22 protein-coding genes are annotated in these 26,413 nt (G+C 73.3%); 10 read left to right on the top strand and 12 right to left on the bottom strand.

The genetic code is table 11. The annotated features are described in order from the left end of the window. Positions 1 to 117: 117 nt before the first annotated feature. Together ACGF0J_RS19675 and ACGF0J_RS19670 are read right to left on the bottom strand one after the other, a co-directional pair. Complete coding sequence (locus ACGF0J_RS19675; RefSeq protein ID WP_393147652.1) at positions 118 to 1,095, bottom strand: hypothetical protein; 978 nt, start codon at positions 1,093 to 1,095, stop codon at positions 118 to 120. 50 nt (positions 1,096 to 1,145) lie between these two features. Then, positions 1,146 to 1,661 (bottom strand): CGNR zinc finger domain-containing protein, encoded by a 516-nt coding sequence (locus ACGF0J_RS19670; protein ID WP_393147650.1) that lies wholly within the window; start codon positions 1,659 to 1,661, stop codon positions 1,146 to 1,148. Between the two features lie 25 nt (positions 1,662 to 1,686). Between ACGF0J_RS19670 and ACGF0J_RS19665 the strand changes: the two genes are divergently transcribed. Both ACGF0J_RS19665 and ACGF0J_RS19660 read left to right on the top strand, forming a co-directional pair. Further along, positions 1,687 to 1,860, top strand: coding sequence for a hypothetical protein (locus ACGF0J_RS19665; protein WP_393147648.1), 174 nt, complete (start codon positions 1,687 to 1,689; stop codon positions 1,858 to 1,860). A 66-nt stretch (positions 1,861 to 1,926) separates the two neighbouring features. Beyond that, positions 1,927 to 3,699, top strand: a complete 1,773-nt coding sequence (locus tag ACGF0J_RS19660) for an AMP-dependent synthetase/ligase (protein ID WP_393147646.1) — start codon at positions 1,927 to 1,929, stop codon at positions 3,697 to 3,699. 75 nt (positions 3,700 to 3,774) lie between these two features. Here the strand turns inward: ACGF0J_RS19660 and ACGF0J_RS19655 are convergent, their stop codons facing one another. From ACGF0J_RS19655 to meaB, 3 genes are all read right to left on the bottom strand, one after another. After that, positions 3,775 to 4,203: an acyl-CoA thioesterase gene (locus ACGF0J_RS19655; RefSeq protein WP_393147644.1), complete on the bottom strand. Its 429-nt coding sequence runs from the start codon at positions 4,201 to 4,203 to the stop codon at positions 3,775 to 3,777. Then, positions 4,200 to 4,847, bottom strand: coding sequence for a TetR/AcrR family transcriptional regulator (locus ACGF0J_RS19650; RefSeq protein WP_393147642.1), 648 nt, complete (start codon positions 4,845 to 4,847; stop codon positions 4,200 to 4,202). The genes ACGF0J_RS19655 and ACGF0J_RS19650 overlap by 4 nt, the downstream gene beginning before the upstream one ends. An 86-nt stretch (positions 4,848 to 4,933) precedes the next feature. Further along, positions 4,934 to 5,893, bottom strand: coding sequence for a methylmalonyl Co-A mutase-associated GTPase MeaB (meaB, locus tag ACGF0J_RS19645; RefSeq protein ID WP_393147640.1), 960 nt, complete (start codon positions 5,891 to 5,893; stop codon positions 4,934 to 4,936). Between the two features lie 123 nt (positions 5,894 to 6,016). Between meaB and ACGF0J_RS19640 the strand changes: the two genes are divergently transcribed. After that, positions 6,017 to 7,642, top strand: coding sequence for a serine/threonine-protein kinase (locus ACGF0J_RS19640; RefSeq protein WP_393147638.1), 1,626 nt, complete (start codon positions 6,017 to 6,019; stop codon positions 7,640 to 7,642). Between the two features lie 105 nt (positions 7,643 to 7,747). Here the strand turns inward: ACGF0J_RS19640 and scpA are convergent, their stop codons facing one another. The 5 genes from scpA to ACGF0J_RS19615 all read right to left on the bottom strand — a co-directional run bounded on the left by scpA (position 7,748) and on the right by ACGF0J_RS19615 (position 15,635). Further along, positions 7,748 to 9,913: a methylmalonyl-CoA mutase gene (gene scpA / locus ACGF0J_RS19635; protein WP_393147636.1), complete on the bottom strand. Its 2,166-nt coding sequence runs from the start codon at positions 9,911 to 9,913 to the stop codon at positions 7,748 to 7,750. Then, complete coding sequence (locus ACGF0J_RS19630) at positions 9,910 to 11,697, bottom strand: methylmalonyl-CoA mutase family protein (protein WP_393147634.1); 1,788 nt, start codon at positions 11,695 to 11,697, stop codon at positions 9,910 to 9,912. The genes scpA and ACGF0J_RS19630 overlap by 4 nt, the downstream gene beginning before the upstream one ends. 62 nt (positions 11,698 to 11,759) lie before the next feature. Further along, a complete protein-coding gene (locus ACGF0J_RS19625; protein ID WP_393147632.1) occupies positions 11,760 to 12,662 on the bottom strand; it encodes an N-acetylmuramoyl-L-alanine amidase in 903 nt (300 codons plus the stop codon). A gap of 85 nt (positions 12,663 to 12,747) precedes the next feature. Next, positions 12,748 to 13,698, bottom strand: a complete 951-nt coding sequence (gene mtnA, locus ACGF0J_RS19620) for an S-methyl-5-thioribose-1-phosphate isomerase (protein WP_393147630.1) — start codon at positions 13,696 to 13,698, stop codon at positions 12,748 to 12,750. Between the two features lie 71 nt (positions 13,699 to 13,769). Beyond that, complete coding sequence (locus ACGF0J_RS19615; protein WP_393147628.1) at positions 13,770 to 15,635, bottom strand: potassium transporter TrkA; 1,866 nt, start codon at positions 15,633 to 15,635, stop codon at positions 13,770 to 13,772. A gap of 129 nt (positions 15,636 to 15,764) precedes the next feature. Between ACGF0J_RS19615 and ACGF0J_RS19610 the strand changes: the two genes are divergently transcribed. Next, the gene (locus tag ACGF0J_RS19610) at positions 15,765 to 16,877 is read left to right on the top strand and encodes a DUF5925 domain-containing protein (protein WP_393147627.1); all 1,113 of its coding nucleotides are present in this window, start codon (positions 15,765 to 15,767) and stop codon (positions 16,875 to 16,877) included. A 25-nt stretch (positions 16,878 to 16,902) separates the two neighbouring features. Here ACGF0J_RS19610 and ACGF0J_RS19605 read toward each other — a convergent pair whose 3' ends face one another. Beyond that, complete coding sequence (locus tag ACGF0J_RS19605; RefSeq protein ID WP_393147625.1) at positions 16,903 to 18,267, bottom strand: SWIM zinc finger family protein; 1,365 nt, start codon at positions 18,265 to 18,267, stop codon at positions 16,903 to 16,905. 119 nt (positions 18,268 to 18,386) lie between these two features. Here ACGF0J_RS19605 and ACGF0J_RS19600 point away from each other — a divergent pair, with 119 nt between their 5' ends. The 3 genes from ACGF0J_RS19600 to ACGF0J_RS19590 are packed head-to-tail and all read left to right on the top strand — an operon-like array spanning position 18,387 to position 22,670. Then, on the top strand, positions 18,387 to 19,457 hold the full coding sequence (locus ACGF0J_RS19600; protein ID WP_393147623.1) for a C39 family peptidase: 1,071 nt from the start codon (positions 18,387 to 18,389) through the stop codon (positions 19,455 to 19,457). 4 nt (positions 19,458 to 19,461) lie between these two features. Next, complete coding sequence (locus tag ACGF0J_RS19595; RefSeq protein WP_393147622.1) at positions 19,462 to 21,411, top strand: prolyl oligopeptidase family serine peptidase; 1,950 nt, start codon at positions 19,462 to 19,464, stop codon at positions 21,409 to 21,411. Further along, positions 21,408 to 22,670 (top strand): M20/M25/M40 family metallo-hydrolase, encoded by a 1,263-nt coding sequence (locus tag ACGF0J_RS19590; RefSeq protein ID WP_393147620.1) that lies wholly within the window; start codon positions 21,408 to 21,410, stop codon positions 22,668 to 22,670. Before ACGF0J_RS19595 ends, ACGF0J_RS19590 begins: the two co-directional genes overlap by 4 nt. 31 nt (positions 22,671 to 22,701) lie before the next feature. On the opposite strand, the gene ACGF0J_RS19585 is transcribed toward ACGF0J_RS19590, so the two are convergent. After that, on the bottom strand, positions 22,702 to 23,703 hold the full coding sequence (locus ACGF0J_RS19585) for a teichoic acid biosynthesis protein C (protein ID WP_393147618.1): 1,002 nt from the start codon (positions 23,701 to 23,703) through the stop codon (positions 22,702 to 22,704). A 301-nt stretch (positions 23,704 to 24,004) separates the two neighbouring features. On the opposite strand from ACGF0J_RS19585, the gene ACGF0J_RS19580 reads away from it, so the two are divergent. The 3 genes from ACGF0J_RS19580 to ACGF0J_RS19570 are packed head-to-tail and all read left to right on the top strand — an operon-like array spanning position 24,005 to position 26,411. Further along, positions 24,005 to 24,703, top strand: a complete 699-nt coding sequence (locus tag ACGF0J_RS19580) for a glycerophosphodiester phosphodiesterase (RefSeq protein ID WP_393147616.1) — start codon at positions 24,005 to 24,007, stop codon at positions 24,701 to 24,703. After that, positions 24,703 to 25,596 (top strand): carbohydrate ABC transporter permease, encoded by an 894-nt coding sequence (locus ACGF0J_RS19575; protein WP_393147614.1) that lies wholly within the window; start codon positions 24,703 to 24,705, stop codon positions 25,594 to 25,596. Before ACGF0J_RS19580 ends, ACGF0J_RS19575 begins: the two co-directional genes overlap by 1 nt. Continuing rightward, the gene (locus tag ACGF0J_RS19570; RefSeq protein ID WP_393147612.1) at positions 25,593 to 26,411 is read left to right on the top strand and encodes a carbohydrate ABC transporter permease; all 819 of its coding nucleotides are present in this window, start codon (positions 25,593 to 25,595) and stop codon (positions 26,409 to 26,411) included. The genes ACGF0J_RS19575 and ACGF0J_RS19570 overlap by 4 nt, the downstream gene beginning before the upstream one ends. The last annotated feature ends 2 nt before the right edge of the window (positions 26,412 to 26,413 follow it).

Here is a 26,413-nt window from a genome sequence, read left to right as displayed (position 1 = left end):
GATGCACCACGAAGCGGCGTTTGTTGGCCAGGAAGACGGCCATGACGCAGCGGTAGGCTCGCCGGGAACGGCGTGACCTTCCCGGGTCCGGGGCCTGGCCCGTTCGGGCGGGTGCGGTCAGGACGGGAAGTCCTCGGGGTCCACGCCGGTGGTCTTGGCGTTGCCCCCGCTGATCGCGTGCAGGGTGACGCGCCAGTCGTGCCAGCGGATCCGCGTCGAGGTGTACGTGGTCTTGAACTTCACGCTCTCCTGGAACCGCTCGAAGCCGCAGTCGCGGGTGAAGGCGCGGCTCTTGCCGTCCCAGTCGACGCCGTGCGTGAAGAAGATCCGGTAGGTGCCGTCGCTGACGCCCTGGATCTTGTACTTGGTCTTCTTGCGCACGTACACGCTGAACGCCTTGGACTTGCCGCGCATGAGCGTCACCACCGCGTCGCGGCTGTCGCCGTTGTGGATCTGCAGCGAGCCGCGGCCGTTGAGGCTGCCCCGGCGGACGAACGTGCCGTTGCCGAGCCGTCTCGACTGCTTGCCCTTGGCCTTGACCGTGACCACGTCGGCCGGGTAGTCGCCGGCCTTCTGCAGCGCCTCGCCGGCCTTGTCGAGGTCTTCCAGCCGGTCGTCGAGGTCGGTGAGCACGGCCCCGGAGGTGCACAGGTCGCGGCTGCCGACCCGGCCGGCGGCGGCCGTGAGGCCGGTGGCGAAGTCCCGCAGGCTCGACACGTAGGCCTCGTGCTGGGGGCGCACCTGCTCGGGCGGGGACAGGGCGGCGAGAGCGGTCGCGGCTCCGTCCAGCTCCTCGCCCGCGCTCTCCAGGCGCGAGCCGAGCGATTTCACCGACCGGGCGTCGACCACGGCCTTGAGGGCGTCGGCCATCGTCTTGCGCCGGGGTTCGAGCTCGCCCTTGTACGCCTCGGGAGCGAGCGCGGTCACGCTGGGCGGGGCCTGCGACGGTCCGGTGGCGGAGGGTTCTCCCGCCCCGCCGGCGACGCCGCCCGCGGTGGGCGCCCCGCCCGACGGCCCAGGGGGCGTCGCGGAGCACGCGCCGAGCGTCAGGGTCGCGAGTACGAGCGCGCAGGGGATCAACCTGGGGGCAGCCATCTGCCTCACTATCGCCCGATTGATCCCTTGCCGTCAATCCGGCGGGCGGGCTACGAGGCCCGCGCCCGGTGGGCCGCCACGTTGACCCGGTTGGCGCAGGCCAGGGAGCAGAACCGGCGCCGCCCGTTGCGCGAGGTGTCGACGTAGACGGTGGAGCAGCCGGGCCTGCCGCACCGGCCCAGCCGCCTGCCGTCGGAGAACGAGACGGCCATGGCCAGCCCGCCCGCGGTGGTGTCCTTCGTGCGGGACACGATGTCGCCGTCGGTCGAGGAGAAGTGCAGGTGGGGTGGGAGGCCGTCGTGGTTGGTCACGAACGGCTTGGTGGCGCTGATGTCGAGCAGGCTGTTGATCAGCTTGACCTGGTTGTCCAGGTCGCGCTCCCCGAAGACCGGGGCGAGCAGCCTCGCCCACTCCGCCAGTTCGGCGGCCTGGGCCGCGGTCAGCGTGGTGCGGAGCATCTCGTGCTCGGTCAGCAGCGGCTCGATGGCCCGAGGGGTGAACTCCGCGGCGTTGACGAGGGCGGCCGCGAGCGCCGCCCCGTTGCCACCGTAAGCATTGAAATGCATAAGGCCATTACATCAGATTGGAGTCATGCATACCGGAGCGCCGCACGACCCGCTGTCGCTGACCCTCGTCTCCTCCCACCGCACCTCCGAGGGCGTCGTCTCCTACCTGCGCTGCGGCTGCGGCGCCTGGGAGGTGCGCACCGCCGCCCCGCACTGCTCCGTCGTCACGCTGCCCCGTTCCGTTGCCGACACGTGTTGATCAGGACATCGACTCGCGGCCCGCGATCGCCTTAGAGTCGGCAGCATCACTCCCAGGAGGACAGGCATGTCGAGCATTCCCTCCCTGCTGCGCGACCGGGTCGCGGCCACCCCGGACGCCGAGGCGTACCGGACCCCCTCAGCCGGCGGCTGGACCTCACTGACCTGGCGTCAGGTGGGCGACCGCGTCCGCGAGCTGGCACTCGGCCTGGCCGCCATCGGCGCCGGTCCGGACACGCGGGTGGCCATCCTCAGCTCCACCAGGCTCGAATGGATCCTCGCCGACCTGGCGGTGCTGTCCACGGGCGCGGCCACGACCACGATCTACCCGTCCAACACCGCCGCGGAGTCGGCGTTCGTCATCACCGACTCGGGCAGCACGATCGTCATCGCCGAGAACGACGACCAGGTGGCGAAGCTCAGGTCGGTGCAGAAGGAACTGCCCGACGTGACGAAGGTCGTGGTGATCGACGGCACGCCCAGCGACGACGGCTGGGTGGTCCGGTTCGACGCGCTGCCCGGCCTCGCCGACGGCGGGCGCGACTACGACGCCATGGTCGACGCGATCGCCCAGGACGACCTGGCGACGCTGATCTACACCTCCGGCACCACCGGCCGGCCCAAGGGCGTCGAGCTGACCCACGACAACTGGCTCTACACCGGCGGCGCGGTCCGCGAACTGAACCTGATCTCCCCCGACGACCTGCACTTCCTGTGGCTGCCGTTGTCGCACTCGTTCGGCAAGCTGCTCGAGGTCGTCATGATCGATATCGGGGTGCCCACGGCGATCGACGGCCGCCTCGACAAGATCGCCGAGAATCTCGGCGAGCTGAGGCCGACCTTCATGGCGGCGGCGCCGCGCATCTTCGAGAAGATCCACAACACGGTGACCGCGACCGTGCGGCGCGAGGGCGGGCTCAAGCTGCGCATCTTCACCTGGGCGCGGGCGACCGGCCTGCGCGTGGTCAAGGCGCGGCAGCGCGGCGCGGGGATCCCGGCCACCACCCGCATGGAGTACGCGCTGGCCGACCGGCTGGTCTTCGCCAAGCTGCGCGCGCGGTTCGGCGGGCGCATCCGCTTCTTCATCTCGGGCGCAGCCCCGCTGTCTCAGGACATCGCCGAGTTCTTCGACGCGGCGGGCCTGACCATCCTGGAGGGGTACGGCCTGACGGAGTCGTCGGCGGGCAGCTTCCTCAACCGGCCCGACACGGTGCGCTTCGGCGCGGTGGGGGCGCCGCTGCCGGGCACGCGGGTGCGGATCGCCGAGGACGGCGAGGTGCTGATCGGCGGGCGCGGCATCATGCGCGGCTACCACGGCCTGCCCGAGGAGACGGCCGAGGCGCTGGAGGACGGTTGGCTGCACACCGGCGACATCGGCGAGGTCGACGCCGAGGGCCGGTTGACGATCACCGATCGCAAGAAGGAGCTGATCAAGACCTCCGGCGGCAAGTACGTCGCGCCGACCTACCTGGAGGGCCGGATCAAGGCCGCCTGCCCGTACGCGTCGCACGTGTTCGTGCACGGCGACCGGCGCAACTTCTGCACGGCGCTGGTCACGCTGGACATGGAGGTCGTCCGGCCGTGGGCGCAGGCCGAGGGGCTGCCGCTCGACGCCGAGGCGCTGCGCGAGCACCCGCGCATGCGCGCGGAGGTCGAGAAGGCCATCGCGCAGGTCAACGCGGAGGAGGCGAGCTACGCGACGGTCAAGAAGTTCGCCATCCTGGCGGAGGACTTCACCGTGGAGTCGGGCGAGCTCACGCCCAGCCTCAAGATCAAGCGCAAGGCCGTCGAGACGCGCTACGGCGACACGCTGGACGGCTTCTACGACCAGCCCGCGTGAGCGCGGCGTGCCGGGGCCGGTGTCACCATCCCGCCCCGGCCGCCGCTCCACCCCTCCGGCCCGTGGCCGCCCGGATCAGGCCAGGGACGGGGCGCGCAGGAGAGGCTCGGCCGCGGCGCGGGTCTCCGCGGTGAAGGGGGCCGGGCGCAGGGTCGCGGGGTCGAGGTTGACGTTGACCCGATAGCCCTCCGCGTGCGTGGTCGACCGGTCGGCCGACAGGATGCGGAACCCGTAGACGCCGCTGGTGCGCCCCATCTTGTCCAGCCAGAACTCCACCAGCACCTCCCCCGCCCCGGCGATCGGCGCACTGTAGGTGATCTTGAACTCGCGTACGGCGAGGAAGACGTCCTCGAAGCGGGACACCGCCGGGTCGAAGTTCCACCCCAACTCAACCCAGTAGGCCGAGATGGCGCGCTCGACGAGCAGGGAGTAGCGGGAGTTGTGCAGCAGGCCCATGGCGTCGAGGTCGTCGAAGTGGATGTGCACGGGGCGGGTCTGGGTCACGCGGGTTCCTCCGGAAGCAGGGACGGGTCGGTGGCGAGGGAGCGCAGCCGGTGCAGCACGGCACGGCGGGCGCGGGTGTAGGCCAGGTCGTGGCTGAGCAGCCGGGCGTGGATGACGGCGGCCTCGCCGAGGGCCTCGATCTCGTAGGCGAGCTGGGCGGCGTCGGTGCCGGGTGTCAGCTCGCCGAGGGTCACGGCCTCGGCCGCCTGCCGCTCGATGAAGCCGAGCCAGCGGGACATCGCCTGGGCGATCCGGTCGCGCACGGGGCCGGGCCGGTCGTCGAACTCGACCTGGGCGACGAAGAAGAAGCAGCCGCCGGGCAGCACCCGGTCGGCGTAGAAGGCCAGGCGCGCCTCGTGCAGCGCCAGCAGGCGCCGGACGCCGGCGGGCGCCCGCAGCGCGGGCTCGACGATGCGCTCGGTCCACTGGCGGCTCGCCCAGTCGACGGCGTCGAGCTGGAGCTGCTCCTTGTCGCGCCAGTGCGCGAAGAACCCGGACTTGCTCACCCCGGCGGCCTCGGCGAGCCTGCCCAGCGTCAGCCCGTCGAGCCCGTGGACCGAGGCGAGCGCCACGGCCCGCCCCAGGATCGCCTCCCGGCTCCGCTCCCCGCGGGCCCGGCGACCGTCCGTCTTGGTGTCGGCCATGACCGCAACTATACATGACCGATCGGTCGTTCTTTTTTCTGGTCGTGATCGGCGGCCCACCGCCGCCGGGGGCGACCTGGACCGGGTCAGGAACGTTTGAACGCGGCCAGCAGCCGGTCCGCCGCCAGCGCCGGGGTGAGGGTGCCGGCCAGCACCTCTTCCTCCACCCGTCCGGCGATGGCCGCCACCTCCGGGTCGTCGCGCAGTTCGGCCAGGAGCCGGTCGTGCACGAGCGTCCACGTCCACCGCACCTGCTGGAGACGCCGTTTGGCGGCGAGGTCGAGCCCGTCCTGGTGCGCCAGGACCTGCTCCCACAACTCGGGCAGGCCGTCGCCGGTCCGGCCGCTGCAGGTCAGCACCGGCGGCGGCGCGGTGTCGGAGCGGAGCATCCGCAGCGCCCCGGCGAGCTCGCGCGCCGCCTTGCGGGCCGCCATCCGGTGCTCGCCGTCCGCCTTGTTGACCGCGATGACGTCCGCCAGCTCCAGCACGCCCTTCTTGATCCCCTGGAGCTGGTCGCCGGTACGGGCGAGGGTGAGCAGCAGGAACGTGTCGACCATGTCGGCCACCGCCGTCTCCGACTGCCCGACCCCCACGGTCTCGACGAGGACGACGTCGAAGCCCGCCGCCTCCACCACCACCATCGCCTCCCTGGTGGCCTTGGTGACGCCGCCCAGGGTGCCGGAGGTGGGCGAGGGCCGGATGAACGCCGACGGATCGGCCGCCAGCCGCGACATGCGGGTCTTGTCGCCGAGGATGCTGCCGCCGGTCCTGGTCGAGGAGGGGTCCACGGCGAGCACGGCCACCCGGTGCCCCCGGGCGGTCAGCAGGACGCCCAGGGCGTCGATGAACGTGGACTTGCCCACACCGGGCACCCCGGAGACGCCGACGCGCCGGGCCCGGCCGGCCAGCGGGGTGAGCTCCACGAGCAGGCGCTGGGCGAGCGCCGCGTGGTCGGACCTGGTGGACTCCACCAGCGTGATCGCGCGGGCGATCCAGGTGCGGGAGCCGTCCTTCACGCCGCGGACGTAGTCGTCGAGCGATCGCATGGGAGCACCCCCTTCCCGCATCTCCCACCGCCATTGATCACTTTAACTGACGACATGTCATGAATTTTGACGCTAAGGTGCTGCAAGTCTGCCGTCCCTGTCGTCACAGGAGTCACTCCCCTCATGCCCAACGCCGAACCCCTGCGCGAGGGCGACCCGGCATCGGTGGGACCCTATCGGCTGGCCGGTCGCCTGGGCGTCGGCGGTCAGGGTGTCGTCTACCTCGCCCAGGCGCCCAACGGCGCACCGGTCGCCGTCAAGGTGCTGCGCGAAGGCGTCACCGGCGACGAGCGCTTCGCCGAGGACATCGCCGCCGCACGCCGCGTCGAACCGCTGTACGTCGCCCAGGTCCTGGACGCGGGCGTCACCGGCAGGCCGTACGTGGTGATGGAGTACGTGGACGGACCGTCGCTGCGTGAGGCCGGGCCGCTGGCGGGCGAGGCGCTGCGGCGGCTGGCAGTGGCGACCGCCACCGCGCTGGCCGCCATCCACCGGGCGGGTCTCGTGCACCGCGACTTCAAGCCGGCGAACGTGCTGCTCGGCGCGGGTGGGCCGCGGGTGACCGACTTCGGGCTGTCCGCCGTGTTCGACGGCGGCGGGGCGGCCACCGGCGGCATCACGGGCACGCCCGCCTACATGGCGCCGGAGCAACTGGCCGGGCATCCCGGCGGGCCGGCGGCGGACGTGTTCGCGTGGGCGGCGGTGATGGTGTTCGCCGCCACGGGGGTGCCGCCGTTCGGCGACGACTCGCTGGCCGCGGTCGTCGGCCGCATCCTGCACCAGGAACCCCGGCTCGGCGGGCTGCCGCAGCCGTTGGTCCCGCTGGTCTCCGCGTGCCTGGTCAAGGACCCCACCGCCCGGCCGGCCATGCGCGACATCCTGCCGCGGCTCCTCGCCGGTCACGACCCGGACCCGTACGCGACTCCTCCCGCCGCCCCGGTCGCGCCCGGCGCCCCCCACGGGCCTCAGCCCGCCGCACGACCCGCCGCCATGCCGCCCGCCATGCCGCCCGGGACGTCGCCCGGAACACCGCCCGACGCGGCGCCCCCCGCGCCGTCCCCCCCACCGTCCGGCGCGCCTGATGCGCCGCCCTGGCAGGACCGCGAACCCGAGGAGGGCGACCGGCCCGCCGCCGGGTCCGCGCCGAAGCGGCGGCGGGGGAAGACCGTGGCCATCGCGGGAGCCTCCGGCCTGTCCGCCCTGGCGCTCGCCGGAGTGATCGTCTGGCTCACCCCGAGCTCGCCGCAGCCCAAGTCGCAGGCCCTGCCGAGCGCCTCGGCCGAACCCTCGTCGGCCGGCTCGCGCGACGCGTCACCCACGCAGCGGCCGCGCAGGACCCGCACCCCCGCGCCGGCGGGCACCGCCGTGCCCTCGCCCGGCGACGCCTCCCCGACCGGCACCGGAACGACCGACCCCACCGCCACGGCGGCGGCCGACCGGCTGAGGGTGGGCTCCCTCCGCGCGATCGGCACCCCGAACGGCGGCTGCTGGGCGGGCGGCCAGGTGACCCCGCGCGCGCTGGTGGTGCGCAACGGCGGGCCCCTCACGTTCAGGTACGCCTGGATCTACGACGGCACGCTGGTCGGCCAGACCTCCGCCACCGTCGCCCGGAACGGCAGGCTGGCCCTGACGGCCCCCCGCAGCCTGGAGAGCACCGGCGGAACCCACAGCGTCACGCTGCGGATCACCTCCCCCGTGGTCCACCAGCGCACCGTCTCCGTCACCCTCTGCGCGCGCGAGGTCCCCTGACGGCGGACGTGACAGGTGATCCGGCCGGCCGTCGCCCCGGCCGCGCGACACCGTCGTCCTCAGGTTCGAGGCGGGCCCGAGCGCGGAGTCCCTGGGCGAGGACCGCTACTGACGGCCGCGCAACGCCTCCAGCAGGTCCAGAGCGGCGTCGGCGATCACGGTGCCCGGAGGGAAGATCGCGGCCGCGCCCGCCGCGCGCAGCTCGGCGAAGTCGCCGGGCGGGACGACCCCGCCCACCACGATCATGACGTCCTCGGCGTCGAGGTCGGCCAGCGCCCGCCGCAGCGCGGGCACCAGTGTGAGGTGCCCGGCGGCCAGGGAGGAGACGCCGACGATGTGCACGTCGGCCTCCACCGCCTGCCGGGCCACCTCCTCGGGCGTCTGGAACAGCGGGCCGACGTCCACGTCGAACCCGAGGTCGGCGAAGGCGGTGGCGATCACCTTCTGGCCGCGGTCGTGGCCGTCCTGGCCCATCTTGGCCACGAGGATGCGCGGGCGGCGGCCCTCGGCGCGCTCGAAGTCGGCGCACGCCTGCCGCACCCGCTCGATGCCGGCGGAGGAACCCGCCTCGTCCCGGTACACCCCGGAAATGGTACGGATCTGACCGGCGTGCCGGCCGAACACCCGCTCCAGCGCGTCGGAGATCTCCCCCACGGTGGCCTTGGCGCGGGCCGCGTCCACGGCGAGCTTGAGCAGATTGTGCTCCAGGCCGGGCGCCGGGTCGCCGGCGGCCTTGGTGAGCGCGTCGAGCGCGCGGGCGACGGCGCCGGGGTCGCGTTCGGCGCGCAACCGGCGCAGCTTGTCGAGCTGCCGCACGCGGACGGCGCTGTTGTCGACCTTGAGCACCTCGATCGGCTGGTCGGCGTCCGGGCGGTACTTGTTGACGCCGATGACCGGCTGGCGGCCGGAGTCGATGCGGGCCTGCGCACGGGCGGCGGCCTCCTCGATGCGCAGCTTGGGCAGCCCCGCCTCGATGGCCCTGGCCATGCCGCCCGCGGCCTCGACCTCCTCGATGTGCGCCCAGGCGCGTTCGGCGAGGTCGTGGGTGAGGCGCTCGACGTAGTAGGAGCCGCCCCACGGGTCGATCACGCGGGTGGTGCCCGACTCCTGCTGCAGCAGGAGCTGGGTGTTGCGGGCGATGCGGGCGGAGAACTCGCTGGGCAGGGCCAGCGCCTCGTCGAGGGCGTTGGTGTGCAACGACTGCGTGTGGCCCTGGGTGGCGGCCATCGCCTCGACGCAGGTGCGGGCCACGTTGTTGAAGACGTCCTGCGCGGTCAGCGACCAGCCGGACGTCTGCGAGTGCGTACGCAGCGACAGTGACTTGGGGTTCTTCGCGCCGAACCCCGACACCAGCTTCGCCCACAGCAGCCGGGCGGCGCGCAGCTTGGCGACCTCCATGAAGAAGTTCATGCCGATGCACCAGAAGAACGACAGCCGGGGCGCGAACCGGTCGACGTCCATCCCGGCCGCGATGCCCGCCCGCAGGTACTCGACCCCGTCGGCCAGCGTGTAGGCGAGCTCCAGGTCGAGCGTGGCGCCGGCCTCCTGGATGTGGTAGCCGGAGATGCTGATCGAGTTGAACTTCGGCATCTTCTCGCTGGTGTAGGAGAAGATGTCCGAGATGATCCGCATGGACGGGGCCGGCGGGTAGATGTAGGTGTTGCGGACCATGAACTCCTTGAGGATGTCGTTCTGAATGGTCCCCGCGAGCTGTTCCGGCGCCACGCCCTGCTCCTCGGCGGCCACGATGTACAGCGCCAGGACGGGGAGCACCGCCCCGTTCATCGTCATCGACACCGACATGCGGTCCAGCGGGATGCCGTCGAACAGCACCCGCATGTCGTAGATCGAGTCGATCGCCACCCCGGCCATGCCGACGTCGCCCGCCACCCGCGGGTGGTCGGAGTCGTAGCCCCGGTGGGTGGCCAGGTCGAACGCCACCGACAGGCCCTTCTGCCCGGCCGCCAGGTTGCGCCGGTAGAAGGCGTTGGAGTCCTCCGCCGTGGAGAAGCCCGCGTACTGCCGGATCGTCCACGGCTGGTTGACGTACATGGTCGGGTACGGCCCGCGCAGGAACGGCGCGGCGCCCGGGTAGCTGCGCAGGAAGTCGAGCCCGTCGAGGTCGGCGGCCGTGTAGAGGGGTTTGACGGCGATGCCCTCCGGCGTCTCCCACACCCCCTCGTCCTTGACCACCTCACCGGCGGGCGCACCGTCGAGGCGGGCCGGCCCGCCGGCGGCGTCGAGCGGGATGCCGGAGAAGTCGGGGATCATCGGCCTACTCCCAGGTCGTCGAACGTCGTGCGCAGCACGGCCAGCGCGTCGCAGCCGGCGTGGAGGCAGGCGTCCACGCCCTCGTGGTGGCCCTTGCCGGCGAGCCACACGCGTTTCGCGCCGGCTCGCCTCAGGGCCGCGGCCACGGCTTCGGCGTGCTGCTCGTACATGCGGTCGCTGGAGCACAGGCAGGCAACGGCGGAGCCGCTGGCGGCGAACGCGGTGGCGATCTGCTCGGGGTCCTCGCCGGGGCCCGCGGTCTCGGTGGCCAGGCCGCCCGCCTGGAAGAGGTTGGCGGCGAACGTGGCGCGCGGCGTGTGCACGGCGACCGGGCCGATCGTGGCCAGGAACACCGTGGGCCGCTCCGGCTGGGCGTCGGCGAGGTCGCGCAGCGCCTCGAACTCCCGCGCGTAGCGCACGCGCGGCAGCCCGCCCGTCGTCCCGCCCGTCGTCCCGCCCGTCGTCCCGCCCGTCGTCCCGCCCGCCGGGGAGGCGGTCGCGGTGGCGGGCCGGGAGAGGGGTCGTTCGGCGAGGTCGGGGAACTCGCTCACGCCGGTGATCGGGAAGCGGCGGTGCGCGATGTCGGCGTCGCGCCGCCGGCGGGTGGCGGCGACGCGCTCGGCGATCAGCGGCCCGGCCGCCTCGGGGCCGCCGGCGGCCTCGATCTCCCGGAACCACTCCCAGGCCCGCTCGGCCAGCTCCTCGGTGCGCCGCTCGACGTACCAGGACCCCCCGGCGGGGTCGGCCACCCGGCCGACGCCGGACTCCTCCAGCAGCAGCGCCTGCGTGTTGCGGGCGATCCGGCGGGCGAACGCGTCGGGCGGGCCGAGGCAGGCGTCGAACGGCTGCGCGGTCACCGCGTCGGCGCCGCCCACCCCGGCGGCGAAGCAGGCCACGGTGGTGCGCAGCATGTTCACGTAGGGGTCGCGGGCCGTCATCATGGCGGAGCTCGTCACGGCGTGCTGGAGCTGGGTGGCGTCCGGCACGCCGCACACCTCGGCGACCCTGCCCCACAGCCGGCGCGCGGCACGCAGCTTGGCGATGGTGGCGAACTGGTCGCCGGTGGCCGCGTAGCGGAACTCAAGCTGCCCGAACGCCTCCGCCACCGCCAGTCCGGCGTCGGTCAGCGCGCGCAGGTGGCTCACGCCCAGCGCGACCGAGCAGCCCAGCTCGTCGGCGTCGCCGCCGCCCGCGTCGTGGTACGGCGTGGCGTCCACGGTGACGGCCCGCAGCCCGGGGAACTCGGCGGCGCACCGCAGCGCCAGCCGCACGGCCGTCTCCTCGGCGTCCGGGCCCGCGCCGCCGGCTCCGAGGTTGCCCGTGACGGCGGCGCCGCGTCCGGCGGCCAGCGCGAGCAGCGCGCCGGCCGCCTCGGCGGTGCGGGGGCCCGCGTCCAGCGCGATCGGGGCGAGGTCGAGGAGGACGTCCTTCAGCACCCGGCCGAGCTCGCCCACGGGGATCGCGCCGTCGCCGACGACCAGCCACAGCGAGGTGACGCCGTTCTCCAGGTCGGCCAGCACGGCCTCCGGGTCGGGGACGGCGTGCCGCTGCCGCACGTCCCATCCGGAGGAGGTACGGGCGGCGCGGGCCGCGCGGTCGAACGGCGGCGCGGCCGGCAGGTCGCCGGCGTCGTAGAGCGGCGCGAGCGTCACCCCGTCGTAGGTGGGGGTGGCCAGCGCCTCCTCCGGGGAGTCGGTCTCCACCCCGGACCGGCGCAGGACGTCCAGGGCCAGCGCCCGCCAGTCGTCGCGCGTGGTGGGGGGGAAGCCGGCTGCCAGTCTCATGATTCGGATAGTAGGCGGAACCCTCCCAAGCCGCTAACCCCAGGGTGGGCGTCCGGCTCGGGTCATGGCGCCTCCGGCGCGCCGGAGGTCTCGGACGCCCCGGCGGCTCCGGGAGTCTCGGGGGCTCCGGGAGTCCGGGGGGCGTCGGCGGGCTCGCGGGGCTCGGCCGCCGCGGGTGCCTCCCACGCCAGCCGCCAGGTGACGGGCCCGACGACGCCGTCGTCCGCCACGCCCTGCCGGCGCTGGAAGCGGCGGCACACCTCACGCGACTCGGCGCCGTAGGCGCCGTCCACGGCGATGTCCCAGCCGCGGGCCCGCATCCGCCGCTGCCAGGTGCGCACGTCCTCGCCGCGCGTCACGGGCGGATACCGCAACAGCCGGCCGGGGAACGGCGGCGCCTTGGTCCCGTCGCCGTCGCCGCCGCCGTCACCGTCGCCGCCGTCACCGTCGCCGCCGCCGGGCCGGGGGGCGCCCCGCCTGACCCACGCGTACAGCGGCTCGCCGGGGCAGTCGGTGGAGTAGCCGTCGCGGTGGCCCTTGATCTCCCGGCCGGCGCCGCCCCGCTCGCGCAGGTGCTCGACGGCGTCGAGGATGGCGTGCAGCACGCCGTCGGGCGGCTGGACCAGCCCGGCGTTCCCGACCAGTCCCAGGACGGCGTAGTGCCCCGAGTTCAGCCCGGATCCGTTGGCCGCGGGCAGCCGGTGCAGTCCCCGCCCCTCGAACACCTTCTTATGGGGACATGCCACGAAGGAGTAGCCGATGTCCATCCAGCCGTTGCCGTCCATGTGGTGGCGCTGGATCGACTGCACCAGGGAGATGCACAGGTCGTGGTCGCCGACGATGCCGGGGTCCACCCTGCCGCCGGTGTAGTGGACCTTGACTCCTCTGGTCGCGTTCAACGGCGTGTAGCCGCCGCGGGGGGCTCGGGCGCCCCAGGCGCGGCGTGACACGAGGTCGATGGCCACGTCAATCTCCCGGAAAGTAGAGAACGTGACCACCGAGCGTAACGCGACCTCTTCGGACAGGTGAGCAATTTCGGAATATAGGCCGTTAAGGTCTAATCACCCGTTTGTCCGTAATGATGGCTGTGATCAGGTCGTGCGGGGTCACGTCGAACGCCGGGTTCAGCGCGCCGGTCCCCTCGGGCGCCACCCGCACGCCCCGGACCGCGACGACCTCCTCCGGCCCCCGGTCCTCGATCTCGATGTGCTCCCCCGAGGCGGTGGCGAAGTCGATCGTCGTCTCGGGCGCCACCACGTAGAACGGCACGCCGGCCCGCGCGGCGCCGAGCGCCAGGGCGTACGAGCCGATCTTGTTGGCGGTGTCGCCGTTGGCGGCGATCCGGTCGGCGCCGACGAGGACGGCGTCGATCCCGCCCCCGGCCAGCAGGTACGGGCCGGCGCCGTCGGTGACGAGCCGATGCCGGGCGCCCATCCGGCCCAGCTCCCAGCAGGTGAGCCGGGCGCCCTGGAGCAGCGGCCGCGTCTCCAGGGCCAGCACCTCGGCGAGCCGGCCCCGCTCGTGCAGGGTCAGCACGACGCCGAGCGCGGTGCCCCGCTCGACGGCGGCCAGCGCGCCGGTGTTGCAGACCGTCATGACGCGCAGCCTGCCGGTGGTCTCGGCGGGCGCGAGCAGGTCGGCGCCGCGCTCCCCCATGGCCACGCAGGCGGCGATGTCCTCGTCACGGATCCGCAGGGCGGTCGCGAGCACTGCCGCACGGCCCTGCGGCAGCCAGGCGGCGGCCTGGTCGACGCCCCAGGCGAGGTTCACGGCGGTGGGCCTGGCGGCCCGCAACCGGGCGATGGCGCCGGGGTCGTCGCCGGCCAGCACGACGCCGAGCGCCCCCGCGACACCCAGCGCGGGCGCGCCGCGGACGGCCAGCCGCCTGATCGCGCCGATCAGGTCCTCGACGGTGGTGATCCGGACCGTGACGCACTCGTCGGGCAACCGCGTCTGGTCGACGAGCTCGATCGCCCCGTCCACCCAGTCGATGGTCCTCACACCACGCACGGTAACCCATACCGGAAATGACGCCACCGTTCACGCCGGCGTGGGCCGCCTGCCTCGGGCGGTCAGCGTTCGGCGAGCACGATCACCGAGTCGTTGTCGCCGAGCACGATGGGGCGGCTCTTCGGCGGGTTGAGCACGATGCCGTAGTGCGGCGGAATGTTGCGCCCGGACGCGTCCCGGTAGCCGATCGCGGTCTCGCCCTTGCGCCGGGCGGCCTCGACCACCGTGGAGAAGGTCACCTGCCGTCCCGGGCGCACGTACGAGGAGGCCGGCCGGGGGTAGATCTCCGAGCCGTGCGGGTCGAAGAGGTGGGCGAAGACGTCGGACAGGTGCCGGTTCTGGGCAAGCTGGGCGAGCAGCAGGCCGATCACCGTGTCGCTGATCACGATGTCGTCCGCCTCGGTCACCTCGGCCAGCACGCGGTTGCTCTCGTCGTGCATCTCGCTGACGATCGAGTAGTGCTGGCCGAGCACGCGCTGCATGTCGCGTAGCTGCAGCAGCGTCATGAGCGTCCGGGTGTCGGCGTGGTGCGCGGTGTAGCGGTCGTCCGACAGGACGATGACGTGCTGGAAGAGGCCGACGCCGAGCGACTCCAGGGCGTACCTGTCGGTGGTGTCGCAGTCCTTGACGTTCACGGTGAGGTTGTCCAGGCCGGCCAGGTCGGCGCCCGCCTTGGGGTGGTCGGTGGCGATCTCCAGCACGGCGCCGGGAGCGACGTAGGCGTCGAGGTAGCGGATGATCTGCTCGGCGCGGCCGTTCCAGTTGAGCAGCAGCGTGCGCTCCGCCTGCAGCGCCGGGCTCTCGGCGGCGACGATCGCGTCGGCGTCGAGCTGGGGTGCGCGGGTGGCCGGGCGGATGCCCACGGCGTCCTGCGCGATGACGACGACCTGGTCGGCGTCGGTGACGGGGGTGTCCATCGGCGGGTTGAGCACGACGCCGGACGGCCTGCGCAGGCCGATCACGCTGGCGTTCTCGTAGGCGTCGAGCGTCTGCCCGTACGTCCGGCCGGCCAGGTCGCCGGCGGAGCGCATGTAGATCTCGCCGCCGTCGAAGTTCAGCAGGTCCATGCAGACGACCGACATGCCGGACTGGCGGGAGGACTGCACGATGAGCCGGGAGGCCGTGTCGTCGGAATCGACCAGGTGCACCTCGTCGCCGCCCGCCAAGCGCGCGGCGGCGATGTTGCGGGTGGCGGTGATGGCGGCCACGGCGGGCGGGTGGGCGCCGTCACGCTTGGCGAGCGCCAGCAGGATCTTGATGACGTGCGCGTCGGGATCCTCGCCGTCGGGTGACAGGACCACCACGGACCGGGCGGTGGTGAGGTTCATCAGATCGAGGTCGTGCGGTTCGGTGGGCCGACCGGTGCGGCACACGAGGCGGGTCCTGCCGAAGTCGCCGACGTGGTCGCGGATCTCCTCCTCCATGTCGAGCTTGTCGCGGTCGGCGAGCACCGCGATGACCGAGCCGGACCGGCCCGCCTGCGCCTTCACCAGCTCGCTGACGATCGTGAAGACCTGGTCGGACCAGCCCAGCACGACGGTGTGGCCGTTCTCCACGATGCGGGACCGGCCACGGCGCAGCCGGTCCACCTTCTCGCGTAACCCGTTGGAGAGCAGGCCGACGAGCATGCTGACGATGAACAGGCCGCCGAGCGAGGCGGCGAACATGACCGCCATGTAGCCGATCGAACCCTTGTCGCTGGCGAGCTTGCCCGGCGTCAACGCGTGCATGAGCGTGATCCACAGCACCTCGCCGGGACCGCTCGCCCCCTCCGGCTCCTGGGGGGCCAGCCACAGGGTGAGCCCGGTGACCACGAGGATGAGCGCGACGGACACGACGGCCAGCCAGCCGACCAGCGAGGCGGTCCCCCTCGACATCGTGTTGTCGAACCAGTAACGCGCACGCTCCCGGAACGTCGCCCCTGTCACCCCGTACCTCGCTTTTCGGATGGAAGTTGACCGACGAGACAAGCTACAGCCGGATCTGTCCTGTCATGGCGGTAAAGCGCAAAACCGTTCGACATCCGCTGGCCGAGGCCGGATATTAGAGTGGTGTCTGTGATCAGGGAGGTGCCCTTCCCCAGCCCCGACTCCCCCGACCTGCCGATGCGGATCTGGATCGACGACGCCGACTCCGCGATCGACGTGATCGACGCGCTGGCCCTGTCGCCGTTCGCGACGGGGGTGCAGCCGTGGTCGCGCCAGGCCAACCTGGAGCGCGTACGGCCCGACGCGGCCCTCGCGCCCGCCGACGGCCGCCTGGTGCGCAGCGCGCAGGTCGACGACGGCTCCGAGTCCCGGCTGATCTGCGGCGACGGCTGGACGCTGCGGGTCGTCCGGCACCGCAACCGCACGGCGACGGTCAGCGTCAGCGCCGTCACCGAGGAGCTGGCCCGTTCGGTGCTGAAGCAGAGCACCGACGGCGCCGAGGAGCCGGAGCCCGACACCGACCACGTCGACATGGGCTTCTGGTGGCGGGGCTCGCACGGCGGCATCCGCTCGGAGAAGCCGATCACCGCGCAGCCATGGCCCCAGATCAGCGGCAACTACTCCGCGCGGGTGCGCCGCTCGCTCGACGAGCTCATGACGATCACGCCCGCCGACGTCAACGGCCGGCTCGTCCTGCTGCACGGCCCGCCGGGCACCGGCAAGACCACGCTGCTGCGCTCGCTGGCCAAGCAGTGGCAGGACTGGTGCCAGGTCGACTGCGTGCTCGACCCGGAGCGGCTGTTCGACGACCCCGGCTACCTCATGGAGGTCGCGGTCGGCTACGACAGCGACTCCGAGCACGACGACAAGCAGCGCTGGCGGCTGCTCGTGCTGGAGGACTGCGACGAGCTGATCAGCGCGGCGGCCAAGTCGCAGGCGGGCCAGGGGCTGTCGCGGCTGCTCAACCTCACCGACGGGCTGCTGGGCCAGGGCCGTGACGTGCTCGTGGCGATCACCACCAACGAGGACCTGGCCCGCCTGCACCCGGCCGTGGTCCGGCCGGGCCGCTGCCTGGCCCAGCTTGAGGTGGGCCCGCTGACGCGCGAGGAGGCGGTGCGCTGGCTGGGCACCGCCGACGGCGTCGGGCCGGCCGGCGCCACGCTGGCCGAGCTGTACGCGACCCGCGCGGGGCGCGCGGTGCCCGCCGCGTCGAAGGACGACTCGACCGGCCTCTACCTCTGAGCCCCGCCTCCGGCCGGGCGGCCCGTCAGACGGTGACCTCCGGGGCCGCGCTCACCGGCGCGCGGGTGGCGATGCGGGCGGCGAGGACGTGCTTGCAGGGGCCGCGGGAGCCGCGGTGGTCGAACCACCAGGGGCAGGTGCACTCGCCCGACTCGATGCGCACCCGCCGCACCCCGCCGGACGTGGTGACCTCGGCCGTGGCGGCCGCGCCGGGCGGGCCGTCGAGGCGCACCGCGCCGCGCTCCACCAGGGCGCGGGCCGCGGTGAGCCGGGGATTGAGCGCCGCCACCTGGTCGCGGTCGTAGGGCAGCTCGCGGTGGAAGTGCGACGCCTCGTGCAGGTCGTAGCCGACCCGGCCGGCGGTGCCGAGCTGGGTGAGGGCGGCCCGTACGCGCGTGGTGGACAGGCCGGAGCGGTCGGCCAGCAGCCCGATCTCGACGGCCGGCTCGAAGGTGAGCAGCATGCCCACCACGTCGGCGTCGCCGGCGGCCTCATCGGTCGCCAGGTCGGCCAGCACGGCGCCCTCGCCGGAGAAGCCCCGCCACGGCTGCGGGGAGACGGCGACGGTGTAGCGCATGCCGGGCAGCTCCAGCTCCCAGGCGCTCGCCGTGGGTTCCGGGCCCGAGCCGGTGGCCGGGCCGTAGACGCGCAGTGCGGTGGCGAACCTGAGCAGCGGCGCCAGCGTCGCCACCCGGCCCGCGCCCGACAGGCAGACGGCGCCCGGCGCGGGCGTGGCCGAAAGGCGCAGGTCGCGCCCGGCGGGGACGGCCCACACGGTCGCGGACGCCTTGCGCGGCAGGGACCGGACGAAGCGGACGACCTGCGGCCCGCGCAACTCGGCGCGCAGGTCGAAGCCGGACGCGATGACCTGCACCTCGGCGAAGCCGCGCAGCCACCGCTCGGGCAGCGGCACCTTCTTCTCCACGACCGCGCCGTCGAGCGTGGTGACGGCCAGCTCGTCGGGGCCGACGCCGAGGTGGAGCGGATCCTTGCCGCCGACGCGGACCAGGGCCTCGCGCAGCGGCGGGTTGACGTCGACGTTGGTGGTGCCGCGGTCGAGCACGTCGCCGTCGAGGGCCGCGACGTCGAGCCGGGCGTAGACGCCGCCGCAGGCGGAGAACGACTCGAACCTGAGCCGCTCGCCGTCGCAGGTGACCACCGGGTCGCGGGTCCAGCCGGGCCGGGGCTGGTGGTAGCGGGTGAGCGCCACGTCGGCGACGGCGAGCAGCCCGGCGGCGGCCGGCGCGGCCTGGGTGAGCAGCCCGCTGAAGAAGCGGGGATGGGGCCGGGCGCCGGACAGGGCCGTGCCGCCGGAGGTGGAGAGGCCGAGCCGGCCGTCGGCCAGCGTGGAGGGGCCAGCGTAGGAGTATGCCTGCACCGCTTGAGTCATGGCCGGAACCTTAGAGATCACCACCGACAGAGACGGCCGGCCCGGCGGAGGATCGCCGTCGGCGGGACCGCTGTGGTACGTAAACCTTCCGATGTGCGACAGAGGGGACGGAAACCACAATGAGCCTGGTGCTCACCGTCGATCTGGCCCGCGTGGCCCTGACCCGCTTCCCGGTCCCCGCCATGGGGACGCCCGGGCCGTGGACCAGTGAGGAGCGGCCGATCGGCTTCCCCGCCACCCAGCTCGTGCCGTCCTGGACGGCCCGCACCCCGCCGGGATCGTGGGTGGAGGTGGAGCTGCGGGCGCGGACGGCGGACGGCCGGCTCACCAAGTGGTACGTGATGGGCCGCTGGTCCGAGCACGGGGCGCCGCGCACGTCGCTGGCCGGCCAGGGCGACGAGGACGGTGACGTCGCGGTCGACACGTTCGTGGCGCGCCGGCCGCTGGTGGCGTTCCAGGTGCGCGTCACCGCGCACGGCGCCGCCGGGCAGGCAGGCGGGGTGGAGGTGGGCTCGTTGTGCGTGATGGCCTCCGCCGTGCCGCACCGCCCGCCCACGCCGAGCCGGCCGGGCGCGCACGGCGCCGTCGAGCTGGCCGTGCCGTGCCACTCGCAGCACGAGCACGCCGGGCACCACCCGGAGTACGACGGCGGCGGCGCCAACTGGTGCGGCCCCGCCTCGGTGGCGATGGTGCTCGGCTTCTGGGGCCGCGGCCCGGGCAAGGCCGAGCTGGAGTGGGTGGGGGCCGGCGACCCGTGCCCGGTGGTGGACCACGCCGCGCGGGGCACCTTCGACTCCGGCTACCAGGGCACCGGCAACTGGCCGTTCAACGTGGCCTACGCGGGCACGTACGGGCTGCGCGGGTTCGTGACGCGGCTCAGGTCCGCGGCCGAGCTGGAGGCGTTCGTCCGGGCGGGCATCCCGGTGATCACGTCGCAGTCGTTCCGGGTGCACGAGCTGCCCGGGGCGGGCTACTCGACGACCGGTTCGATCATGGTGGTGACGGGGTTCACCGCCGGCGGCGACGTGGTGGTCAACGACCCGGCGGCGCCGTGCGACGCGCAGGTGCGCCGGGTGCATCCGCGTGCGGCGTTCGAGTACGTCTGGCTGCGGGGCTCGGGCAGCGGCGGCATCGCGTACGTGCTGCACCCGCCCGAGGTCCCGCTGCCCCCTTCCGATGGCAACTGGTGATGGCATGAGCATTCGACCGATCGACGTGGCCCGCACCGACGGCGGCCCCCAGTGGGTGGAGGCCGTCTCCACACCCGGCGGCGTGGAGGTGTGGTGGGACGAGCCGCGTCCGCACGAGGGCGGCCGGCGGTGCGTGGTGCGGCGGCTGCCGGACGGCACGCGGGTGGACGCGCTGCCGGTCGGCTGGAACGCGCGCAACCGCCTGGTGGAGTACGGCGGGCGGTCCTGGCGGCCGTTGCCCGGCGGCGGGCTGGTCTTCACCCACTGGGCCGACCAGCGCCTGTACCGGCTGGACGAGGGCGAGCCGGTGCCGCTCACGCCGGCGGGCGCCGCCCGCTACGGCGACCTCTACCTGCCGCCGGGCCGCGACGAGGTCTGGGCCGTACGCGAGACGGCGGACGGCCCGAAAGCCGGGGACGGGCCGAACGCCGGGGACGGGCCGGGAGACGGGGACGGGCGCGGGGGTGGCGTCGTGCGGCAGATCGTGGCCGTCCCGCTGTCCGGTGGCGGTCCGGCCCGCGTGGTGGTCGAGGCGCAGCACTTCCTGATGAACCCGCGCCTGTCCCCCGACGGCCGGCACGTGTGCTGGATCGGCTGGGACCACCCGAACATGCCGTGGGACGGCACCGAACTGTGCGTCGCCCCGCTGGGCGACGCCGGCACGGCGGGCCCGTTCGCGGTGGTCGCGGGAGGGCCGCGGGAGTCGGTCACGCAGGCCGAGTGGCGCGACGCCGACAGCCTGTACGCGGTGACCGACCCGACCGGCTGGTGGAACGTGCACCTGGTGCGCCGGGACGGCTCCGGCGGGCGCAACCTGACGCCGGTGGAGGTGGAGTTCGGGCACGCCCCCTGGAAGCCGGGGCTGGCGACGTTCGCGGTGGCGGACGGGCGGCTGGTCGTCGTGCACGGCACCCCCGACCACCGCCGGCTGGGCGTGCTCGACCCGGAGACCGGCGCCCTGCGCGAGGTCGGCGGCGACGCGACGTACTGGGCGTCCACGGTGTCGGCGGCGGGCGGCAAGGCCGCGGGGGTGGCGGCGACGCCGTACACGCCGCTGGAGGTGCGGCTGGTCGACCTCGACGACGGCGGGCACGAGGCGGTGTCGGCGCCGAAGCCGCTGCCCGACCGGGAACTGCTGCCCGTGCCGGAGACGGTGACGATCGAAGGGGTGCACGCCCACCTGTATCCGCCGTCCGGGGCGCGGGGGCCGGCCCCGTACGTCGTCTTCGTCCACGGCGGCCCGACCGGCAACCACCCGGTCATGCTGGACCTGGAGATCGCCTACTTCACCAGCAGGGGCCTCGGGGTGGCGGTGGTCAACTACGGCGGCTCGACCGGCTACGGCCGGGCCTACCGGGAGCGGCTGCGTCACCGGTGGGGCGTGGTGGACGTGCAGGACTGCGCCCGGGTCGCGCGCGGGCTGGTGGAGCTGGGCCGGGCCGACGCCGCCCGGATCGCCGTGCGCGGCGGCAGCGCCGGCGGCTGGACGACGGTGGCGGCGCTGGTGCACAGCGACGTGTTCGCGGGCGGTGTCGCGCACTACGCGATCACCGACCCGGAGAGCTGGGCGGCCGAGACGCACGACTTCGAGTCGCGTTACCTCGACGGCCTGATCGGCCCGCTGCCGCAGACCCGCGACCGCTACACCGAGCGGTCGCCGCTGCTGCACGCCGGGCGGGCGTCGGGGCCGTGCCTCATGCTGCACGGCCTGGAGGACGCGATCGTGGACGTGGGCCAGGCCGAGCGGTTCGTCGCCGAGCTGGACCGGCACGGCAGGCGGTGGGCGCTGCTCACCTTCCCCGGCGAGCAGCACGGCTGGCGGCGGGAGGAGACGATCGTGACGGCTCTGGAGGCCGAGCTGGCCTTCTACGGGCTGGTGTTCGGTTTCGACACGCCCGAGGTGCCGCCGCTCAAGCTGGCGGGCGAGCCGGCCGGGGCGAAGGAGGAAGTGTGAAGGACGTCGCCGAGATCTGCTCGGACCTGATCAGGTTCGACACGACCAACCCGGGTTCGGGCGAGCGGCCGGCCGCCGAGTACACGGCTACGCTGCTGGCCGAGGCGGGCCTGGAACCGGTCGTGTTCGAGTCGGAGCCGCGCCGCACCACGGTCGTCGCCCGGTTCGAGGGCGACTCGCCCGACGCGCTGCTCATCCACGGCCACCTGGACGTGGTGCCCGCCGACCCGGCGGAGTGGCGGCTGCACCCGTTCTCGGGTGAGATCGTGGACGGCTGCGTGTACGGCAGGGGCGCGGTCGACATGAAGGGCTCGTGCGCGATGACGCTGGCCACCGTGCTCGGCATGCGGGCGCGCGGCCTGCGGCCGAGGCGTGACGTGGTGCTGGCGTTCCTGGCCGACGAGGAGTCGACCGGCGACCTCGGCTCGCGGCACGCGGTGACCGAGCACCGGGAGCTGTTCGACGGGGTGACGGAGGCGATCAGCGAGTCGGGCGGGTTCAGCGTCGAGTCGTCCGGCCGGCGGGTCTACCCGGTGGCCGTGGGCGAGCGGGGCACGGCCTGGATGAAGCTGACCGCCCGGGGCGTGGCGGGTCACGGGTCCCGGCCCGCGGTGGACAACCCGGTGGCGACGCTGGTGGCCGCGCTGGCGCGGGTGGCCTCCCACCAGTGGCCGGTACGGCTGACGCCGTCGGTCGCGGCGCTCATCAGGAGCCTGTCGGAGATCACCGGCCAGGAGATCGACCTGGACCGGCTGGACGCGGAGGCCGAACGGCTCGGCCCGCTCGGCACCTTGTTCAAGGGCCAGATCCGCAACTCGGCGAACCCGACGATGCTCGCGGCGGGCTACAAGGTGAACGTGGTGCCCTCGACGGCCGAGGCGCACGTGGACGGGCGTTACCTGCCGGGGCAGCAGGAGGAGTTCCTGGCCACGATCGACGAGCTGCTCGGCCCCAAGGTCACGCGGGAGTTCGTGAACCTGGAGGACGCCCCGGCCGCGCCGTACCCGTCGGCGTTCTTCGACGAGCTGGCGGGCGCGCTGGTGGCGGAGGACCCGCTGGCCCGGCCGGTGCCGTACGTGATGAGCGGCGGCACCGACGCCAAGTCGTTCGCCCGGATCGGCATCCAGGGGTACGGCTTCGCGCCGCTGATGCTGCGGCCGGACCTCGACTACTTCGGGATGTTCCACGGCAAGGACGAGCGGGTGCCGGTGGAGGGGCTGGAGTTCGGCACCCGCGTGCTGACCCGCCTGCTCACCTGACCCGGGCGGGCCCGGGTCGGGCCTGCCGGGCTCAGGCGAGTGTCTCCTTGTAGTACACGTTGGCCAGCCGGGCGCCCGGCACGCCGGAGGCGAAGCCGTAGCAGAGCCGCACGGCGCCCGGGCCGGCCACGTGCACGGCCATGCCCTCCGGCTCGCGGAAGTCGACGTCGGCGCCGTCGGTCACCGGCCGGCGTTCGACGACGTCGCCGGTGCGCCAGTCGACGCAGGTCAGGTGCGTGTTGCCGGGCATCGCGCCGGACGTGCCCTCCAGCAGGTAGAGGTAGGAGCCGTAGGAGGCGTATCCCTGGAAGGAGTGGCCGAGGGCGGGCTGGGCGACCTCGGCGAGCGGCTGGTATCTGTGGCGGCGGACGTCGTCCAGCCGGTAGAGCGTGTAGCGGAAGGCGCCGCCGATCCGGTGGCGCATGACGAGCCGCCGGTGGACGGGGTCGGTGCCGCAGGTGGTGCGGTCGGCGCCGGGGATGGGGGCTTGCTTGGCCAGTTCGGGCGAGCCGGGGTCGAGCACGGCTCCGTCGGCGAACCTGTAACGGCAGATGCGGGTGCCCCAGCCGGAGCCGTCCTCGGCGACGGAGTCGGTCTCGGTCCACAGGAAGGTGCCGCGTCCGGTGGGTTCGGCGCCGATCTGGACGCCGTGGCCGAAGCCGCGCAGGTACATGTGGCCGGTCTCGCGGCCGTGCCGGTCGAGGCGGGTGAGGCACAGGTCGCCGTTCGCCGAGCGGGTGGCGCCGCTGACGGGGGCGGGTTCGCCGGGCAGCCGGAGGCCGCCGGCCATGAGCTGGACGACGAAGAGGTGCCGGTTGACGTTGTCGAACGCGAGCGACTGCATGACGGTCGCGTTGTGCAGCGGGGCGGCGCCGACCAGCCGCGCGCCGGGGGCGGCGCAGTCGAAGCGGGGGCTCGGCGGTAGCGGCCCGGCTTCGGGGTCGGCCGCCGCGGGGCGGGCGGTGGTGGCGCCGGTGATGGTGGCTGCGCCGGCGACGGCGCCGGCGATGAGGAACGTGCGTCGCGTCGGCATGGAGCCTCCTGGCCGCGAGCTGGGGGGTGGATCGTCCGCCAGTTAACAGTGGACCCGGTGTTCTTATCAAGCCTATGGATGTTAAGTTCACGGAGTTTCGTCTCTCACCTCTCATCTGTGCGGCGGGGCCCTCCGGGAAGGGGCGCCATGAGCACGGGGGCGCCGGCGGCGGCGAGTCCGTGGGGGCGCGCGCCCCTTGTTCTGCGGTGTGACGATCGTGTTAACTGCAGGCGTGAACACAACGCGTTTCTGCGTTAGAAACGCGCTGTACTGTCACGCCACCCCCTGCTAGGAGAACCACGTGTTCCTCACGATCGCGCATCGTGGCGATCCGCTCGTCCATCGCGAAAACACCCTCCCTTCCCTGCAGTCGGCGGTCGACAAGGGCGCCAACACCCTGGAGTTCGACCTGCGCCTCACCCGCGACGGCCGGATCGTGCTGCTCCACGACGCGAGCCTCGAACGACTGTGGGGCCACCCCGCCGACGTCGCCGACCTCCCCTTCACGCAGGTGCGCGGCCTCGGCGGCGAGTACCGGGTACCGGCCTTCGAGGAGGTCCTCGACGCCTTCGGCGACACCACCTTCCTCGTCGATCTCAAGACCGACGACGTCGTCGAACCCGCCGTCGCCATGCTGCGCCGGCACGGCGACGCCTTCGCCCGTTCCATCTTCGTCGCGGCCCGCCGGGGCGGACGCGAAGCCCTGACCCGGCTGCGCGCCGACGCGCCCGACGCGGTGATCGGCCTGGACTGGACCGAGGAGCGGCCGCCGCCCCAGGACCTGCTCGACGCCCTGCGACCGCAGTACTTCGGGCCGCGGTGGAAGGTCGCCGACGCGGCCGGCGTGCCCGCGATGCGCGAGCGCGGCTACCACGTCTGGGTCGGCCCGCTCGACGACGAGGCCGAGGTCGTCGCCGCGATGGAGTACGGCGTCGACGGGATCGTCGTCGACGACATCTCCTCGCTGCTGCGCCTGCGTGCGGACGCCGGGACGCCCTGATGCCGTCGCCGACGGGCCGGCCGGCGCGCCGCGAGCACCTGCTGTTCCTCGCGCTGGTCGGGCCGAACTTCCTGCTCATCGCGGTGTTCTCGTACTGGCCCGTCCTCTACAACGCCTACCTGAGCCTCACCGACTGGGACATGATCTCGCCGGTGAAGAACCTCGTCGGCCTCGGCAACTATGCCGACCTGTTCACCAGCCTCGGGTTCGCCGACGTGCTGCTGGTCACGCTGTACTTCACGGTCGGCGTCGTGGGCGGCGGCATGGTCTTCGGCCTGGGCATCGCGATGCTGCTCAACCAGCGGCTGCGGGGCCGCCGCTTCGTCCGCACCATGGTGTTCGCCCCCCACGTGCTCTCCGGCGCGGCGGTGGGCCTGGCCTGGGCGTTCATCTTCGACCCCAACTACGGCCTGTCGCGGGTGTTCTTCTCCGCCGTCGGCGCGCAGTCGCCGGCGTGGCTGACCGACTCCGACTGGGCGCTGCCGGCCGTCATCATCGTCTACCTCTGGAAGAACACCGGCTTCGCCGCCATCGTCTACCTCGCGGGACTGCAGAACCTGCCCAAGGAGGTGTACGAGTCGGCGGCGCTCGACGGCTCGGGGCCGTGGACGACGTTCCGCAGGTTCACCCTGCCCCTGCTGTCGCCCGTGACGTTCTTCCTCGTCATCACCACGACGATCAGCTCCTTCCAGGCGTTCGACGTCATCGCGCTGACCACCGGCGGCGGTCCGGCCGGCGCCACCACCACCCTGTCGTGGTTCGTCTACGAGTCGGGCTTCCAGAGCTTCCAGGCGGGCCCCGCGGGAGCGGGCGCGATCGTCATGTTCGCCGTCATCCTCGCCATCACCCTGGTGCAGGCGCGCTACCTGGAGCGGAAGGTGCACTACCAGTGAGACTCGCCCGCACCGCCCAGTACGCCCTGCTCGTCGTCGTCGGCGTCATCATGGTGGGCCCGCTGTACTGGCTGCTGTCGTCCTCGTTGAAGGACCCGTCGCAGATCTACACCTGGCCGCCCGCGTGGATCCCGACCGACATCCGCGTCGCCAACTACGCCGACGCCTGGAACTCCGCGCCGTTCGCCGACTTCTACCTCAACTCGGTCGTCACCACCCTCGCCGGCACCGCGCTGGAGGTCGCCAACGCCGTGCTCACGGCGTACGCGTTCGTCCACCTGCGCTTCCCCGCCAAGCGGGTGCTGTTCGCCGCCCTGCTCGGCGCGATGATGGTGCCCGGCCACGTGACGTTGCTGCCCAACTACCTCACCGTCTCCGAGCTCGGCTGGATCAACACCTACCAGGGGATCGTCATCCCGGGCGTCGCCTCGGCGTTCGGGGCGTTCCTGCTCCGCCAGCACATGCTCACCCTGCCGGGCGAGCTGGTCGAGGCCGCCCGGATGGACGGCGCCGGCCACCTGCGTGCCCTGTGGAGCGTGGTGCTGCCCATGTCGCGCCCGATGCTCGTCACCGTCGGCATCGTGTCGCTGGTCAGCAAGTGGAACGACTTCATCTGGCCGCTCATCGTCACCAACACCGCGTCCATGCGCACCCTGCCGGTGGGCCTGCTCCTGCTCAAGAACCAGGAGGGCTACACGAACTGGGGCGCGGTCATGGCCGCCACCATGTTCGTCGTCGCCCCCGTCCTCGTCCTGTTCTTCCTCGCCCAGCGCCACATCGTCGCCGGCCTCACCCAAGGTGCCGTCAAGGGCTGACC

Origin of the sequence: Nonomuraea sp. NPDC047897 (genome assembly GCF_043204415.1) — a bacterium.
Classification (GTDB): Bacteria; Actinomycetota; Actinomycetes; order Streptosporangiales; family Streptosporangiaceae; genus Nonomuraea.
Note: the sequence above shows the minus strand (reverse complement) of the source record. Positions and strands in the feature narration are given on the sequence as shown.